17 protein-coding genes are annotated in these 15,610 nt (G+C 41.8%); 7 read left to right on the forward strand and 10 right to left on the reverse strand.

All coding sequences use genetic code 11. The annotated features are described in order from the left end of the window. Positions 1-408: 408 nt before the first annotated feature. The 3 genes from Q0R88_RS11180 to Q0R88_RS11190 are packed head-to-tail and all read right to left on the reverse strand — an operon-like array spanning position 409 to position 1,791. Positions 409-972, reverse strand: a complete 564-nt coding sequence (locus Q0R88_RS11180) for a dihydrofolate reductase family protein (protein WP_295716083.1) — start codon at positions 970-972, stop codon at positions 409-411. Positions 973-983: 11 nt separating this feature from the next. Then, complete coding sequence (locus Q0R88_RS11185; protein WP_295716085.1) at positions 984-1,472, reverse strand: SRPBCC domain-containing protein; 489 nt, start codon at positions 1,470-1,472, stop codon at positions 984-986. Between the two features lie 13 nt (positions 1,473-1,485). Then, positions 1,486-1,791, reverse strand: coding sequence for a metalloregulator ArsR/SmtB family transcription factor (locus Q0R88_RS11190; RefSeq protein WP_295716086.1), 306 nt, complete (start codon positions 1,789-1,791; stop codon positions 1,486-1,488). Positions 1,792-2,137: 346 nt separating this feature from the next. On the opposite strand from Q0R88_RS11190, the gene Q0R88_RS11195 reads away from it, so the two are divergent. Further along, positions 2,138-2,704, forward strand: coding sequence for a sugar O-acetyltransferase (locus Q0R88_RS11195; protein WP_295716088.1), 567 nt, complete (start codon positions 2,138-2,140; stop codon positions 2,702-2,704). A gap of 30 nt (positions 2,705-2,734) precedes the next feature. Here the strand turns inward: Q0R88_RS11195 and Q0R88_RS11200 are convergent, their stop codons facing one another. After that, positions 2,735-2,938, reverse strand: coding sequence for a hypothetical protein (locus Q0R88_RS11200; protein ID WP_295716090.1), 204 nt, complete (start codon positions 2,936-2,938; stop codon positions 2,735-2,737). Continuing rightward, a complete protein-coding gene (locus tag Q0R88_RS11205; protein ID WP_295716092.1) occupies positions 2,935-6,348 on the reverse strand; it encodes an ABC transporter permease in 3,414 nt (1,137 codons plus the stop codon). The genes Q0R88_RS11200 and Q0R88_RS11205 overlap by 4 nt, the downstream gene beginning before the upstream one ends. A 303-nt stretch (positions 6,349-6,651) precedes the next feature. Here Q0R88_RS11205 and Q0R88_RS11210 point away from each other — a divergent pair, with 303 nt between their 5' ends. The 3 genes from Q0R88_RS11210 to Q0R88_RS11220 all read left to right on the forward strand — a co-directional run bounded on the left by Q0R88_RS11210 (position 6,652) and on the right by Q0R88_RS11220 (position 8,354). Further along, positions 6,652-7,242, forward strand: a complete 591-nt coding sequence (locus Q0R88_RS11210; protein ID WP_295716094.1) for a TetR/AcrR family transcriptional regulator — start codon at positions 6,652-6,654, stop codon at positions 7,240-7,242. A 79-nt stretch (positions 7,243-7,321) separates the two neighbouring features. Then, on the forward strand, positions 7,322-7,786 hold the full coding sequence (locus Q0R88_RS11215) for a hypothetical protein (RefSeq protein WP_295716096.1): 465 nt from the start codon (positions 7,322-7,324) through the stop codon (positions 7,784-7,786). Positions 7,787-7,799: 13 nt separating this feature from the next. Beyond that, entirely contained in the window at positions 7,800-8,354 is a 555-nt protein-coding gene (locus tag Q0R88_RS11220; protein ID WP_295716098.1) for a DUF420 domain-containing protein, read from the forward strand. A 61-nt stretch (positions 8,355-8,415) separates the two neighbouring features. Here the strand turns inward: Q0R88_RS11220 and Q0R88_RS11225 are convergent, their stop codons facing one another. From Q0R88_RS11225 to Q0R88_RS11235, 3 genes are all read right to left on the reverse strand, one after another. Beyond that, positions 8,416-9,306, reverse strand: a complete 891-nt coding sequence (locus Q0R88_RS11225) for a helix-turn-helix domain-containing protein (RefSeq protein WP_295716100.1) — start codon at positions 9,304-9,306, stop codon at positions 8,416-8,418. 75 nt (positions 9,307-9,381) lie between these two features. After that, positions 9,382-10,200, reverse strand: coding sequence for an SDR family NAD(P)-dependent oxidoreductase (locus tag Q0R88_RS11230; protein WP_295716101.1), 819 nt, complete (start codon positions 10,198-10,200; stop codon positions 9,382-9,384). 268 nt (positions 10,201-10,468) lie between these two features. After that, a complete protein-coding gene (locus tag Q0R88_RS11235; protein WP_295716102.1) occupies positions 10,469-11,059 on the reverse strand; it encodes a hypothetical protein in 591 nt (196 codons plus the stop codon). 207 nt (positions 11,060-11,266) lie between these two features. On the opposite strand from Q0R88_RS11235, the gene Q0R88_RS11240 reads away from it, so the two are divergent. Then, complete coding sequence (locus Q0R88_RS11240; protein WP_295716104.1) at positions 11,267-11,452, forward strand: hypothetical protein; 186 nt, start codon at positions 11,267-11,269, stop codon at positions 11,450-11,452. 117 nt (positions 11,453-11,569) lie between these two features. Then, complete coding sequence (locus Q0R88_RS11245; RefSeq protein ID WP_295716106.1) at positions 11,570-11,866, forward strand: hypothetical protein; 297 nt, start codon at positions 11,570-11,572, stop codon at positions 11,864-11,866. A gap of 43 nt (positions 11,867-11,909) precedes the next feature. On the opposite strand, the gene Q0R88_RS11250 is transcribed toward Q0R88_RS11245, so the two are convergent. Continuing rightward, complete coding sequence (locus tag Q0R88_RS11250; RefSeq protein ID WP_295716108.1) at positions 11,910-13,178, reverse strand: Hsp70 family protein; 1,269 nt, start codon at positions 13,176-13,178, stop codon at positions 11,910-11,912. 216 nt (positions 13,179-13,394) lie between these two features. Between Q0R88_RS11250 and Q0R88_RS11255 the strand changes: the two genes are divergently transcribed. Further along, complete coding sequence (locus Q0R88_RS11255) at positions 13,395-13,976, forward strand: Crp/Fnr family transcriptional regulator (protein ID WP_295716110.1); 582 nt, start codon at positions 13,395-13,397, stop codon at positions 13,974-13,976. Positions 13,977-14,031: 55 nt separating this feature from the next. On the opposite strand, the gene Q0R88_RS11260 is transcribed toward Q0R88_RS11255, so the two are convergent. Next, positions 14,032-15,462 (reverse strand): amidase, encoded by a 1,431-nt coding sequence (locus tag Q0R88_RS11260; protein WP_295716111.1) that lies wholly within the window; start codon positions 15,460-15,462, stop codon positions 14,032-14,034. Between the last annotated feature and the right edge of the window lie 148 nt (positions 15,463-15,610).

Consider the following 15,610-nt stretch of genomic DNA (forward strand, 5'->3'; position numbering starts at 1 on the left):
GGAAAATAAAGCCTATTAAATTAAAGAACACAAATTATTGTAAAAGTTTAAAAGTCAACAATATCAGAGCAATAAGAATGGAGTTTAAATTGCCTATATTTGAGTATACTGCAAAGGTATTAATTGTTGCTGTGTTAGATGTTTCAAATATGTTACAACGCAAAAATAGATTGACATAAGTAGCTCATCCTTAGTTCGATATAGAGGTCGGCCATTTTTCTGTTAATCAGAGGGTCCCTGGTTCGAGTCCAGGCTCAGGAGCACAAACTTCAGTAATGTCAAAAATTACTGAAGTTTTTTATGGAAATTTAATAAAGCCCTTTACAAAGTTGTAGAGGGCTTTTCCTTTTAGCGGCCGTTTTAATTATTTCCTAACGAAATTCTTAGAATATAGTCGGGCTTTTCGGCCTATGCCGGCACGTATTTATTCACTATTTTTCCATTTTTGTAAGTGGTTGAACTTTCTAATTTCAGTATTTTTCTCTCCTTAAAAATAGACAGGCCGGCACCAATAGCCACTGGACTAATGATGATATAATATTCATCAATAAGATTAAGGCTGATAAGTGAGCTTACAAAATTGGCGCCGCCATAAACCAGGATATCCTTGCCCGGTTGTTCTTTCAGTGCCTGTACTGCCGTGGCAAGGTCGCCGTTTTCCACCTCCACATTTTTACAGGCGAGGGCTGTTTCTGTTTTGCTGAAAACGATCTTGCGCATATTTACGATCAGCTTTGCCAAAGGATATGCCGGGTGGTCGGGCATGTTATCAGCCATATTTTCCCAGTAAGGGACAAATTCCGGGGCCAGTTTGCGCCCCAGCAGAAGGGTATCGCTACTGTCGGCCAGGTCAATTATTTTCTGGAAACCTGCTTCATCCGGGCCGGCCAGAAACACCCAGTCATTTTCGCCATTTGGTCCGCCTACAAAGCCATCAATTGACATGTGTACCTGTAATTTTAATTTTCTCATGGCGATAGTTTTTAAATAGCCAACAATTCTTCCAACTGGTTAAGACCCATGGTAAAGCCACCTTGAAAGCCCATTTCTACCATCATTTTTATGGCTGATTCATCATCGAAGTTAATATCAATTACCACTTTGGTTTTATCGCCTGCTGCCACAAATTTGTTGTCCCAGTGCCCAATCGGTGCGCCGGGCGCTATGGTACCATTCTCATCACAGAAGGTAGTATCCGCCGCGAAACGGCTGCCATTTTCAATAGCGGTAAACTGTACATGGCTCCAGTGCTTCTGTCCATCCGGACCTACCATGGAATACAGCCAAACGCCGCCTACCGTAAAATCCATTGATTTGGTTATGGCTACCCAGGGTTTCGGCCCCCACCATTTTTGAAGCAGGTCTGGGTCTGTCCAGGCTTTCCATACTTTTTCAATCGGCGCGTTAAATTCGCGTACTACGTGAATCTTTTTAGCGGCAATGTCTTTTTCGAACACAAAATTGTTTGTCATGATTGTTTAGTTTTTATAAGTCTTTTAAAAGGTTATCTAACTGATCAAAGCTGTCTTCCCACATCTTGCGGAGGCGTTCCAGCCAAATATCAATCTCTTTCATTTTTTCGGGGTTAAAGTGATAATATATTTCTCTGCCGGTTTTTTTCTGTATCAGCACTTCGCATTCGGTTAGGATCTGGATATGCTTTGATATTGTCTGCCTGGCACTGTCAAAGTGCTCTGCGACAGCATTGGGCGTCATAGCCCCCATTGCCAGCAAACCTAAAATAGCCCTGCGCGTAGGGTCGGCAATGGCTTGGAAAACATCTCGTCTCATATTAACTTGCAGTTGATTGACTGCAAATATAAATGCAGTTAATCAACTGCGCAAATTTTTTTTTATTTTTTTGCTGCTGGCGGCGGAAGGTTCAGATTATTATGCTGTAGCCTGTGACTACTTCAAAAAACGACTCCATGTGTCATTGAAGGGTAGTATTAAGTGAATTGAACCCCTAAGTTAAGCAGGCAGTACGTAGAGAGCCATTTGCTTTACACCTCTGCGAGAGTGCCAGTAAAACTGGTAAATAAAACAGTAACCTGTATAACGAGGTTATGGCCATCTGTCCCGAACTTTGTATCTTAGAATTTTGCCACCAATTTCTTATTTGCTAAATAAATTATCAATGGAACAACCAACAATTTTTACAAGACTAAGATCAGGTGAGCTGATTCGGTTAAGTGATCCTGAATTTCCGAAGATCGATGAAATTGTAAACCGTACTATACGCCTTTCTGCTCAACTTAATTCCGCAGCGGATACCCAGCAAATACGCCAGTTACTTACCGAGATTACGGGTAACTATATAGACGAGACTACAACTGTATTTGCACCTTTCTATACCAATTTCGGCAAGTTCATTAGCATAGGCAAAAATGTTTTTATCAACCACGCCTGCTCATTCCTCGATATGGGAGGGATAACTATCGAAGACCATGTGCTCATTGGGCCAAGGGTTAACCTGGTTACCGAAAATCATCCTACTGACCCAACTGACAGGCGGGCATTAATTACTAAGCCAATCCTTATTAAAAGAAATGCCTGGCTGGGAGCAAATTGTACTATACTGCCCGGAGTTACTGTAGGTGAAAATTCCATCGTAGCCGCAGGTGCAGTGGTATCTAAAGACGTTCCTGACAATACTGTTGTTGGCGGAATCCCGGCAAGAGTAATTAAATCGATTAATAGCTAGTTAACTATACGCTTAGTCAAATGAAATCGATCACTCGCTCCTTAAGCTCTTTACCGGGTTTGCCAGCGCCGCTTTTATTGCCTGGAAACTGATGGTAAACAGGGTAATGATAATAGCCGCTATACCCGACGCGATAAATACTCCCGGACCGAGGAGGATGTGATATTCATATTTATTGAGCCAGTATGTTAAAAAATAGAGCGCAAGCGGCGAAGCGATGGCGCAGCTGATCATAACCAGCAGCACAAATCACGCGATAACAACATCCAAACCTGTGCTATGGATGCGCCTAATACTTTGCGAATGCCTATCTCTTTAGTGCGCTGTTCTGCAACGTAAGCGGCAAGCCCAAACAGGCCGAGGCAGGATATAAATATAGCCAGGCCGGCAAATACGCCTGCCAATTTGCCTATCAATACTTCCAGGTTAAATTTGTGCTCATATTCATCATTTACAAACTTGTACATGTAAGGAAAAGTAGGGTTATATTTTTCAAACAGCTTCCCGATTTTTTCTATCACAGTATGGGTATCAGCTTTTTTCGGCAAGCGGTAGGTGATCACAAACCCGCTTGGATTATGGCCGAAAATGGCAGGCGCCACAGGGCTATAGGGCGATTCCATTAAAGCATCCTTTACCACACCGATGATCCGTACTGGTTTGTTGCTTCCGTTCCATGATATCATTTGATTAACCGGGTTTTTTAAACCGATGCGCCTGACCGTGGCTTCATTAACAATCACATTCAGCGAATCACTTTTTACATCACCTGAAAAATTGCGCCCGGCTGCCATGGTCATCCCCAGGGTTTGAAAATATTCTTTTGACACCCATATGGCGCCAATATTTACCTCTTCGTCCCCGGCATTTTTACCCGGCCATTTCTGCAATGAAAAATGACTGTAAACTTGCGTTGCAGGCGACGTAGACGACGCCACGCTCTCTACAAGGCCTGATGACAGCAGGTCATTTCTTAAGGCATCATAATGCTGGTAAAGGTCGCCGTTCATATCTGTCATCATCAGCCTGTCGGCGCTGTAGCCCGTCGGTCGGCTTTTAACATATTGTATCTGCTGGTAAACAATTACGGTACTTATGATCAATGCGATAGAACAGGTAAACTGTATCACTACCAATACTTTTCGGGGCAGCGAGGCCCACTTGCCTACCTGGATGGTACCTTTCAGTACTTTAACGGGGCTTAATGAGGATAGGTAAAACGCCGGCCTGCTTCCGGCTATTAAACCAGTGGCCAGTATAAAAGCGATCATGATGCACCAAAAGCCGATACGGTCATACGGGATACTGATAAAGGAACCGGTTAATGTGTTGAACGATGGCACAGCCAGCTGAACAAAAAGTAAACACAGCAGGAATGATAAAAATGTGACCAGAACAGACTCTGTTAAGAACTGGAAAATGAGGTGGATGCGCGCTGAGCCAATAGCTTTGCGAACACCAACTTCCCGTGCCCGTTTCTCAGACCTTGCTGTTGTAAGGTTCATGAAATTGATACAAGCTATTGCTAATACCAGCATGCCTATGATACTGAACAAACGCACGTATTCCACAAAGCCGCCAACGGGCTTCCCGTTTTTGAAATCGGTAATTAAATGCCAATCTTTCACCGGATGCATAAATACCTCGGGCTTTAAAGACCGCATCTCCGGACTACTTTTATAAACAATGTCCCTTATTTTCGGGGCAATTTGCGCATAGGTCACACCGGGCTCCAGCGCCACATAGGCAGAAAATGAATTGTAGGTCCATTTGGTACGTGCAACCCGTATCCAGTCCTGGGTAGCTTCTGTGTAAGCAAAAGGAGTAAGGTAATTAAATTGCAGTGTTGCGTTTTTTGGGATATCCTTAATAACCCCGGTAACCCTGAGGTTCTGTACATTGTCGAACCGCACATATTTTCCCATCGGATCGACATCACCAAACAAAGCTTTTGCGGTCGATTCTGTTAAAACAATAGAATAGATATCCTTTAAAGCTGAATTGGCATTGCCTTTTATAAAGGGATATCGAAATATTTTAAAGAATTCCTGGGCTGCTGCACCACCGCTCAGGTATAGCTTTTTATCGCCGATCAACAGGTTGTGGTTCATCCGGCCTATGTTGTCAGCTTCAGCAACGTACTGTATGCCGGGAATCTCTTTCTTTAAAACATCAGTGAGTGGCAGAGCTATGGAAGTTTGGGTACTGGTGCCGTTGTGCTGCGAGGTCAGGTTCATCTCAACCTGGTATAACTGCGTATAGCCGGGCAGAAAACGATCATAGGAATATTGGTTTGTCACCCATAAACCGATCAGGAGCGCCACCGCCATACCGGCTGCCAGACCGACAATATTCAGTGTGCTGTAAACCTTGTTGTGTAGCGTGTTGCGCCAGGCGATTTTCAAATAGTTACGAAACATATAATTGCGGTTTAATTTCTCACAAGACCATGTTGGAATGACATTGTGACCCGAAGTTATCGCTACGTGTGCAGAATAAGGTCTCAAATTATAACCTGGGAACTCTTTTTTCAGACTTGTTTTATATTCCGCAGGGCTTTTACCGGTCAACTCCTTAAAAATGCGGTGAAAAGTGCTTTTGGAGTTGAACCCGGATTCAAAGGCAATGCCCAACAGCGTTATCCTGTCATATGCAGAGTCCTGCATTTTTCGTGCTGCCTCCACCACACGATATTCATTGATGAAATCACTAAAGCTTTTTTTGAGTGCTATATTGATGATTTTGGATAATTCATTAGGATGAACTTGAAGCTTTTCGGCCAGCGAACGTAAATTGAGTTCGGGATCAAGGTAATACAAACCTGAAGCTATGGCTTTCTTTAGCCAAATCCCTTTTTGTCTCAGTTCTGCGGGTGGCGATGGTTTTGGATACGACGGTGTTTCGACCGGCATAAAAGCTTGCGGCCTTAAAAACGCCACGACCGCCATTCGGATGATCAACGCCGCTAAAAGCAGATATAAAGGATAATAAACATGTATGTTCAATTGATGATAGTAAAGAAGATCTGTTGCTGCAAAGGGGATCCATAATAGCCAAAACATCGCGAAAACTGTCAATAGGTTATCCAGCCATCGCAATTCCATTCGGTGCCGGTCGCCTCCGATGAAATTTAGTCGCCGGTAAAAACTTTCTATCAACCGGTGGGATGCATACAGGTAGATAATAACCGAGCTAAACGCCAGTACTTCTAACACGGGGCTCAATTGCTGAAAGGTTTGTGTATGATAAGTTGCAGCACCTGTTCTTAAACTTTCCTCAACTTCCAGTGCGTGGGCACCGAGTTGCAGTAGCAACGGAATAAAATGCAGCAGGTCCTTGTGGTGGAATTTATAATCCGCCTGGGTTATTTTAAGTACATAAAAGAAAATCAGAGGGCCGAGTGCCAGCGAAAATTGCAGGGGTAGCCGATTCCAATTCAGAATGTAGTTTTCCAGCCGGATATCAATGCATATTATCCAAAGCATCTGTAAGGCAACATTTACCAGGATAAGACTAAGAAAGCGGTTTGCATTTCGGGACGGTCCTTTTACAAACCATAGCAACATCGCAAAAGTCAGTCCGATGAATATAAACCCTCCAAAGAAGATGTCGTAAATGTTAATATGGAACAGATAATTCTTCAAACCGCCTGATCAGGCTCAATACCCATTCCAATTTCGCAATTGATTGAAAGATAAGTTATTATATATTGTTGAAAAAGGTGACTGTAATAAAAACGAACACGGGTTGTGCGGTTTTAACTTAACCGCTGGGATAGTGACATTTACTGAACTATTATATCTGTTGTATTCCGTGATCCCCGCTCTCCCTTTTTTCTTGGATCATTTAAAAAATGGTTAAGTGCCTCTTTTCGACCAATACGGTTGATGTTGCTTTGCATACCTAAAATTTTACGTCCTTTGTAAAAATACTAACCAGTATCTTTTATGAAAAAAGCAGCGGCAACCCGGTTAAATATTCTACAAAAGGCTTTTGAACTAATCTACATCAACGGTTATCAGACTACCAGTATTGATCACATTATTGCCACTACACAGGTAACCAAAGGTGCCTTCTTTTACCATTTCAAAAACAAGGAGGAGATGGGGCTGGCCATTATCAACGAAATTTTGAAGCCTACGCTCGCCACCAGTTTTCTTGAACCATTGCAAAAAGAGCAGGATCCGATAGTAGTTATTTACAATCTCATGTATGATCTGCTCCTGAAAAATGAGTTTTTGAAAGCGGAATACGGTTGCCCGGTGGCCAATTTTACGCAGGAAATGACGCCCTGGAATATTGACTTTAGCAAAGCGCTGGCTGAGCTCACCCAGGAATGGACGAAAGCGATGATAGCCGCTATTGAAAAAGGACAGCAAAATGGCATTGTACGCAAGGATGTGAACGCGATGCAAGTCACATTGTTTGTTGTATCCGGCTATTGGGGCATCCGCAATTTTGGGAAATTGGAGAATAACAAAACGGTTTATTTGTCTTATTTAAAAGAGTTGAAAAATTATCTGAATACCCTGAAATAATTTTTTATCTAAAAAACATACTAAATGGTATGTTTTATTTTACCTTCACTGCGTGGATGAATCATAATCAATAATAGAAATGTACCCAACTTTATTAGCACTGCATTCTTTGGTTCGCTGGCTGGTGTTAACCAGTTTACTATCGGCAATTTTTTTTGCTTACTACGGCTGGCTTTCGAAAAAGCGTTTTACCCGTGTGGATAATGCTATAAGGCATTGGACGGCCACCATTGCCCATATCCAGCTTGTTTTGGGCCTTTGGCTTTATTTCATCAGTCCTATAGTGGCTTATTTCTTAAGTCACTTTAGCACAGCCATGCATGAACGGGCAATCCGTTTTTTTGGCATGGAACATATCACCATGATGCTCATAGGAATAACCATCGTCACTATCGGCTCTGCCAAAGCCAAACGAAAAACAACTGACCATGAAAAGTTCAAAACAATGGCTATATGGTTTACGGTAGCCCTGCTGGTTATTTTGAGCTCGGTGCCCTGGTCGTTTTCACCACTGATCAGCCGGCCAAATTTCAGACCTTTTTAAATTTCGACGGAATATGGAATCTATTTTGAATAAACACACAACATCCAGAGCCAAAAATTATAAACCCCTGATATGGGCTTTAACTTTAGGCATAAACGGGTTGATCATATTCGCCTTTTTTCTGCCCAATAAAGAAAATTTTAAAGGGCATGATTTTTCATTTTTACCCTTATTGAACGCGGTAATGAACGGAGCTACGTTCATCTTTCTTTTGCTGGCGCTTTTTGCTATCAGGCAAAGGAATATTCAAAGGCACCGCAATTTTATCCTCGCGGCGTTTTTGTGTACTTCGATATTTTTATTGTCTTATCTGCTCTATCATTTTACCACGCCATCCACTAAATTCGGGGGAGCTGGTATTGTAAAATACGTTTACTATCTAATATTGATCACCCATATTATATTGGCTGTAATTACAGTTCCTTTGGCGCTGATATCAATAGGGCGGGGTTTAAATATGGAGGTAGCTTTGCATAAAAAAATCACCCGCTGGGCCATGCCCATCTGGTTGTATGTGAGCTTAACCGGCGTAATCGTATATTTACTGATATCGCCCTATTACAAGTAAAAGAAAATGGGAGACATCGCTCAGCTTCAGGATTCTGAGGCCAATGCAAGGCCTGGATCGCTTAATTAAGTAATTGCTTTTTAAACAGATTTGGGCTGATGCCTACTTCCTTTTTAAATAAGCGGGAAAAATAGGAAAGGTTTTCAAAACCTAAGCCATAGGCTATCTCTGAAACGGACTTATCTTCACCCTTAAGCTTATTTTTAGCTTCAGATATTAAGTAGATGTGGATATGCTCCAGCGCGGTTTTGCCGCTTTCCTGTTTTAAAACATCAGTTAAATAGCCGGCGGATATATTAAGCCTTTCGGCCATATCTTGTACAGATGGCAAGCCTTTGGTTTCTAATAGGCCACTTGCCACATACCTGTCTATCTCCTCGTTAAATTTAGTTACCGTTTTGCCCGAAATCTCCGCGCGGTTGATGAACTGTCTTTTGTAAAAGCGCTGGCTGTATTTCAGCATCGTATCTACATTAGCCAAGATCAATTCGCGACTGTATTCATCCTGATTGTTTTGATATTCTGTTTCAATTTTACGATAAAGATCCCAGGTTGTTATTTCTTCACTGGGAGATAAGTGCAAGGCTTCGTTAGTTTCGTAATCAAAATAGTGATACTTTTTAATATCGTTGTGTAACGTATGCCCATTTAAAAAATCCTCGTGAATAAACATCAGAAATCCGTCTTCATCCATTTCAAGGTTTTTCATTTCGATAACCTGCCGTGGTTTAAAAAACATCATTGATCCAAATTGGTGGTCGTATTTGGTGCGGCCATACAGGATAACGCCCGAGATGATCTTTTTAAAGCCAATCATATAAAAGTCGCTGGTAAATTCCCGGTCGCCAATGGAGCAAGCATGGTTACATTGGTATATACTAAATAGCGGATGTTCCGGTGGCGGAAAGCCGTTATCTTTATGCAATTCAATTAAACTTTTATAGTGCTTCATCTTCGGTAATACTAATAAACCACAATCTACGCAATAACGCTGGGCAGATTGTGGTTTAAGATTTTAAATGATTTATTAATGACCGTGAGCCTCAGCAGATACGTCTTTCCATTCTTCAAATTCTGCCAGTCGTGCTGCATAAACCTGCTTAACCGCAGGATAGGCAACTTTACCCAATAGAAAATGCAGTGGTGGGTTTGCACTGTCAATTAATGCCAGCACAGCCTTAGCGGTTGTTTCTGGTTTACCCCAGCTATCTGGAGTGGCGGCATCAAAAAACGCTTTTTTAACCGGTGCATACGCTTCGTTGGCCTCTGTTTGGAAAGCGGAAGCACCTGCCCAATCCGTTGAGAAACCATTTGGTTCAATTAAACTCACGTTTATGCCGAAACTTTTTACTTCGGTAGCAAGCGTTTCGCTTAAACCATTAACCGCATATTTCGATGCATTATATAAACCCAATACCGGTAAACTTACCAGTCCCAAAAAGCTGGATACCTGAATAATGTGCCCACCTTTTTGTTCCCGCATGATTGGAACAATAGCCTGGGTTACCCAAAGCAACCCAAAAAAGTTGGTTTCCATTTGGGCGCGGGCTTGTTCTTGACTTGTTTCCTCAATAGCACCAAATAAGCCAAAACCTGCATTATTTATCAATACATCAATGCGGCCGAAGTGTTGCTTTACTTTGTTTACCGCAGCAAAACAAGCGTCGCGGTTATTTACATCTAGTTGAATAGGAAGCACTGCGTCGCCATAAGCCTGCACCAGGTCATTTAAATCTTCAGTATTCCTGGCAGTTGCAGCAACCTTATCGCCGCGTTCTAAAAGGGCTTTAGCCCAAATTTTACCAAAGCCACGTGAGGCGCCGGTTATTAAAATTATTTTTGACATCTTTTCTTTGTTAATTGTTGATAACAAAGGTATTGGCATCATCCTACTATGATTTATACAAAACAAGGAAGGATTAGCACATTTCCAAGATGGCTTGAATCATTTCAACAGAACGAAGTTCTTCAACATATTATGTGACGACACAGAATATAATGCAATAAAAAGCAAAAACCTTTCGATGCGATATGATTTCCATTTTAATATGGAGATTTCACTTTTTTGACTAATACGGGGCTATATCAATAACTTTCAGTTTCTTGATATTTACTTAGGCTGTTGCGGTACTGCGATTAACTGTCTTAGACAAACGAAATGCAGCAAGCAAGTAATAAAAGGCGCCAAATGCGGCATACCCACCCAGACTGGTAATTCCCTTTGTAGGGTCGTGTGCCAGTAGGATAAAAGAAGTGCCGCCGATTATGGACTGGCCACCGCTGATGATCATTGGCCATTGCCCGCCTAAAAATTTTCTGCGGCGCAATCCTAAGATCAGTTGGATCAATCCTGTTCCAATTGCCCAGGCACCGAAAACTATCAACGCTTCAGGAACGCCTTTCTGCAAAGCGATACCTACAGTTACAGTAGTGATGCCACTGATTACAGCATTTACATATTGTGGTGTTTTAGACGGGCTGGTGTGATTAGCGCGGATATCGAGGAATGTGCCCACTACATCCCAGGCCGGATAAATAATGAGTAAAACGCTGGCAATCCCCATAGATGTTTTTGCAAAAAGGGCGATAAGCACCACCCAGACTACCGAAAAGGCAGCACGGGTGAAATAAAGCTTGCGTAAAGATCTGGCAGTTTCAACGGCCTGCTCGCCAACTACTGCATTAGATTGAGAATTTGATGTCATAATTAAAATTTTAAATGTTTTGTTATTTCAAAGTTCTCCAGTATTACCTGACACATTTTTCACTTAAGTTAAAATGCTGATAAACATTACCGTACAATTACAGTTTTACTGTGGTGGTAAATTTTCACTTAAGTGAAAATGCTTATGTTATATTCAGATTATATTTGAGGGATTGTTTAGCGCCGCTAACTATTTATGTATGATCAAATGACCGATAGAAACGATATCGTCTTTCAGCATCTGAGGGATTTTGCCTCGTTGAACGATAAAGACATTAGCGATAGCCAGCCATTTTGGAAAGCGCGGAAAATAAATAAAGGGGACTTTTTCAACATGCAGAGTATGGTTTGCAATGACCTTGGATTGATAGTTAAAGGCATATTCCGGATTTAATACCGTGACCCTAATACAAAAGAAGATAAGAACATATTTTTTTTCTCGGAAAATCAATTTGTCGTTTCTTTCAGAAGCTTCGTATCACGCAACCCCTGTTGGTATTTTATTGAAGCGATGGAAGATTCGGAAATTTTTTTCATTTCCTATAAGGACCTTAACAGCCTTTATGAAACGCACCCTAACTGGGGGAAATTCGGCAGGTTGCTGGCCGAATTATTCTTTAATATTGCGCAAACGCGCACAGAAGAATTTATTTTTTTCTCTCATGAACAACGCTATATCAGGTTGTTGGAAGAACATCCGGATATTGTTGAGCGTATCCCGGCTTATCACATCTCGTCTTACCTCGGCATCACAAACCCTTCACTGAGTAGGATCAGGAAGCGTATTGAAAATAAAAAGGCTGAATAAGATATATTACGAATAATGTTAGCGCTCGTATTTAACAAATAAATCAATCCTCAAACAGGTAACCACTGTATGCTAAACCTTTGGCCACACTTTTGAAGTTATCTCCCGAATTTAGGTTAACATGAGGAAATCTGTTTTTAAAGAGCTTTTGAATGCTGCCCACCATGGAAGTACCGCCAGTTAAAAAAAGGCTATCTATATTTTGGGGCTCGATACCATTTTGAAGCATAAACTCGTCCAGGTAGTTTGCAATTCTATCCACATCTTTAGCAATAATCTCTTCATAATCCGGCAAGGGTATTTCCTCATTAATTTCGATGTCCATTTTCTGATAGCTAAACATCGCCGTATTTGCATTGGTAAGCGTGATCTTTGTTTTTTCGATGGATTGAAATACCGAATAGCCCAAATTATTGTCGATAAGCGTGATTAGATTTTTAAACTGCGGGTCATTGCCAGAAAAATAATAGTAATCTTCCATGTCTTTTTTAATGCGCAGACCATTAAAAAAATTCATTTGTTCCCAGGAACAAATGTTGGCGAAAAGTGATTTTGGCACAGTTAATACCTTACCAGGAGTGGCTTCATATTGGGTGTTTTTGCCGAAGTATGGCGTACCTTTCTCCCACATAAAAGCAGAATCGAAGCTATCTCCACCTATATAAATCCCACCATTGGCCATCATGTCTTTCTTCCTGTCTTTGCTTCCAACTTTTTCAGGGTCAAGCACTAAATAAGTAAAATCTGTGGTGCCTCCGCCCAGATCGGCCACCAATACATTTTCCTTTTTTACCAAACTTTTTTCATAAGCGAAGGCGGCTCCGATAGGCTCAAATTGAAAACGGACTTCCTCAAAACCGGCTATTTCTGCTGCTTTATTTAGTCGCTTCTGCGCTAACGTATCTTTTTGCACGTCGTGGTCGTCAAAAAAAACAGGCCTGCCAATTACTGCTTTTCGGCAGTCTTGCCCGGTCAATTGATCTGCACGTTCTTTCAGCTCCTTTAAAATGATAGCCACAAGATCTGAAGCACTATACCTCTTATTGTGAATACGGGTTTCTGTGAAACTGCTCCTTGATAATATTTGTTTAATAGACTTGATAAAGCGCCCTTTCATGCCATCATTAAGATAGGCTGTGATGGCCTCTTCGCCTACAACATAGTTTTTAGCATTTGCTGCACTGAACTGATGATAGAAATAAATGAGCGAAGGAATAATAATGGTGCTATGTATTTCTTTCGTTTCTTCATCGTAAATAGCCAACGCCGAGTTGGTTGTTCCAAAATCAATTCCGTATAAAAACTTCTTCATACCAAGGGGATAAAACAATAGAAATTTGAAGGGCGGCAAAAATATTAAAAAATAGCTTACCTAAGGAAATAGATATTTAATTTTTGAGGAAACTCAACTATGCAATTATTTGTGAACATTAACCTATTAAAATTTAATAAGCACTTCAGGGGGCAAAATGAAGCATGTCCCTGACTGCAGGAATAAATTGGCGCAATTTGTTAGATTTGTTATAATATGTTCAAGGTTTTTGAAGAATACCTACGTCAGAAAATTCAAATTTCAGATGAGGATCTGGAATTGATCCGTGCCGCCAGTATCGAGAGAAAACTGCGCAAATGGCAGTCAATTTTGCACGAAGGAGAAATATGGCGTATCAACTGTTTTATAGCGAGCGGATGTTTCCGGCTTTATCGGTTTGGAGAAGATGGAACAGACCATACCTTGAGGTTCGGGGTAGATAACTGGTGGATCAGCGACCAGGAAAGCTATAATAACGAAAAGCCATCTGAGTATAATATTGAAGCATTAGCAGGCAGTACCGTTATTATATGGGATAAAGAAAAATGGGAAGCCTTAATGTCGGCTATTCCGGCGCTGAAGTTATTTACCGAACAGCTTTTGGCAAGAGGATATGAAGCAAGTCAACGCAGGATTTTTTCATTGATCAGCTATTCTGCCGAAGAAAAATATACCGAGTTTCAAAAAACCTATCCCAGTGTATTTAACCGCGTTCCTTTGCATATGGTAGCCTCGTACCTTGGTATTTCCAGAGAAACGTTAAGCAGGATAAGGAAAGAGTTTACCAAGCATAAATAAAAAGAACCTTTTGGAGGCATCCAAAAGGTTCTTTGATACAAATCAATTTTTTATATTAAGCAATAGGGTGTGTGCCATAAGCATCACTACCTGTCTGTATCTTTTCGCCAAGTTCAAGAATCGTTGCTTCATCAAACCACCGGGCAACAAGCTGAATGTTGATTGGCAATTTTTCTGAACTTAAGGTTACGGGCACTGAAAGTGCAGGCAGCCCGGTAGCGTTGAAAGGCGCTGTTGCGGCCATCACATGGTATGCTGAAACAGTTTTTCCATCTACAACATATTCCTGCAAGCCATGCGGGGTAGCAGTCATGGGGTTAACGGGGCATAGTAATATATCATACTGCACAAAGTAATTTGCAAAATGGCTTTTTAGCTCTTCTATCTTCGCTTCGGCTTTAACATAGTCGGTTGCTGAAAGCAGGGGGTAATCCATGGTAGCCTTACCAATAAAATGCAGCTCAGATTCACGGCCTTTGGTGAACTGTTCCATATACGGTACCAGCTCGCCATAAATTAAATTAAAGTAGGGGGTAAGCCAGTCAGTGTTTTCCATAAAAGGCAGGCGTACTTCCTCTACATCGCAACCGGCATCTTTAAGCAGTTTTGCAGTTGCTTTAATGGCCGCTGTAATCTCGGGATCAACCGGTCCGAAAGCGGTATCCGATACCCATCCCACACGGATCTTTTGACCCGGGATCCTGAAACTGGCGGGTGCGGCATCTTTTGCAAAAATACTATACCCGTCAATTCCATCCGCTCCGTTAATGATTGAATAACCCAGGGCAACATCTTTAACGGTACGGGCCATTGCGCCAATATGCCAAAATCTGCTTAACGCCGTTGGGAAGTGACCGGTATAAGGTACCCGGCCGTGGGTTGCTTTTAATGCGGCAATACCTGTAAAAGCAGCCGGGCCGCGAACAGATATAGCCACATCGCTGCCCAATCCAATAGGGGAAAGGCCTGCTGCGATCACGGCAGATTCACCACCGCTTGATCCACCCGGCGTACGATCAGGGTTCCATGGGTTAAGAGAGCGGCCGGTAACCAGGTTATCAGATTCCCAGTGAGCCGAAAATTCAGGGAGATTGGTTTTCATTAAAGGAATCGCCCCGGCGTTTTTCATGCGGGTAACCACGGTAGCATCTTTTTCGGGAATAAAACCTTCAAATATCTTTGAGCCACGGCTGGTTGGTATACCGGCGGTATCAATAGCGTCTTTGATTGAAAATGGCACACCGTGAAGCGGGCCTAATTCGTCGCCGTTGCTTACTGCTTTATCTGCAATAGCGGCTGCTTTGAGTGCTTGTTCGCCCATTAGGGTAACAACACCGTTTATCCTGGGGTTAATTTCTGCAACACGGTCAAGGTGGGCCTGCACAACTTCTACCGAAGATATTTGCTTTGTGCGGATCAATTTGGCCAATGTGCCGGCCTCCTGGTAATAGATGGGGTCTGTTTTACTGTTCAATGAAGTTTTCATATACTTTGTTTTTTTTGTTCAAAATCTCAGCACTTATCTATCAAAGTGCCTGAACAAAAGTGGGTACTAATGGGTACCTAAAACGAAGCTATATGACACAATTTGACGTTGACATTTATCACGGTTTTTTGATTGACGCATATCTCAA

The organism is Mucilaginibacter sp. (assembly GCF_025362475.1).
Taxonomy (GTDB): domain Bacteria; phylum Bacteroidota; class Bacteroidia; order Sphingobacteriales; family Sphingobacteriaceae; genus Mucilaginibacter.

What these genes read in the sequence shown, in the direction of transcription:
- Q0R88_RS11225 (WP_295716100.1), bottom strand. Translation starts at nt 9,306, where the DNA reads ATGAAGCACTATAAAAGTTTAATTGAATTGCATAAAGATAACGGCTTT.
- Q0R88_RS11245 (WP_295716106.1), top strand. Translation starts at nt 11,570, where the DNA reads ATGGAAGATTCGGAAATTTTTTTCATTTCCTATAAGGACCTTAACAGC.
- Q0R88_RS11250 (WP_295716108.1), bottom strand. Translation starts at nt 13,178, where the DNA reads ATGAAGAAGTTTTTATACGGAATTGATTTTGGAACAACCAACTCGGCG.
- Q0R88_RS11200 (WP_295716090.1), bottom strand. Translation starts at nt 2,938, where the DNA reads ATGATCAGCTGCGCCATCGCTTCGCCGCTTGCGCTCTATTTTTTAACA.
- Q0R88_RS11215 (WP_295716096.1), top strand. Translation starts at nt 7,322, where the DNA reads ATGTACCCAACTTTATTAGCACTGCATTCTTTGGTTCGCTGGCTGGTG.
- Q0R88_RS11180 (WP_295716083.1), bottom strand. Translation starts at nt 972, where the DNA reads ATGAGAAAATTAAAATTACAGGTACACATGTCAATTGATGGCTTTGTA.
- Q0R88_RS11255 (WP_295716110.1), top strand. Translation starts at nt 13,395, where the DNA reads ATGTTCAAGGTTTTTGAAGAATACCTACGTCAGAAAATTCAAATTTCA.
- Q0R88_RS11210 (WP_295716094.1), top strand. Translation starts at nt 6,652, where the DNA reads ATGAAAAAAGCAGCGGCAACCCGGTTAAATATTCTACAAAAGGCTTTT.
- Q0R88_RS11220 (WP_295716098.1), top strand. Translation starts at nt 7,800, where the DNA reads ATGGAATCTATTTTGAATAAACACACAACATCCAGAGCCAAAAATTAT.
- Q0R88_RS11195 (WP_295716088.1), top strand. Translation starts at nt 2,138, where the DNA reads ATGGAACAACCAACAATTTTTACAAGACTAAGATCAGGTGAGCTGATT.
- Q0R88_RS11185 (WP_295716085.1), bottom strand. Translation starts at nt 1,472, where the DNA reads ATGACAAACAATTTTGTGTTCGAAAAAGACATTGCCGCTAAAAAGATT.
- Q0R88_RS11260 (WP_295716111.1), bottom strand. Translation starts at nt 15,462, where the DNA reads ATGAAAACTTCATTGAACAGTAAAACAGACCCCATCTATTACCAGGAG.
- Q0R88_RS11230 (WP_295716101.1), bottom strand. Translation starts at nt 10,200, where the DNA reads ATGTCAAAAATAATTTTAATAACCGGCGCCTCACGTGGCTTTGGTAAA.
- Q0R88_RS11240 (WP_295716104.1), top strand. Translation starts at nt 11,267, where the DNA reads ATGACCGATAGAAACGATATCGTCTTTCAGCATCTGAGGGATTTTGCC.
- Q0R88_RS11190 (WP_295716086.1), bottom strand. Translation starts at nt 1,791, where the DNA reads ATGAGACGAGATGTTTTCCAAGCCATTGCCGACCCTACGCGCAGGGCT.
- Q0R88_RS11235 (WP_295716102.1), bottom strand. Translation starts at nt 11,059, where the DNA reads ATGACATCAAATTCTCAATCTAATGCAGTAGTTGGCGAGCAGGCCGTT.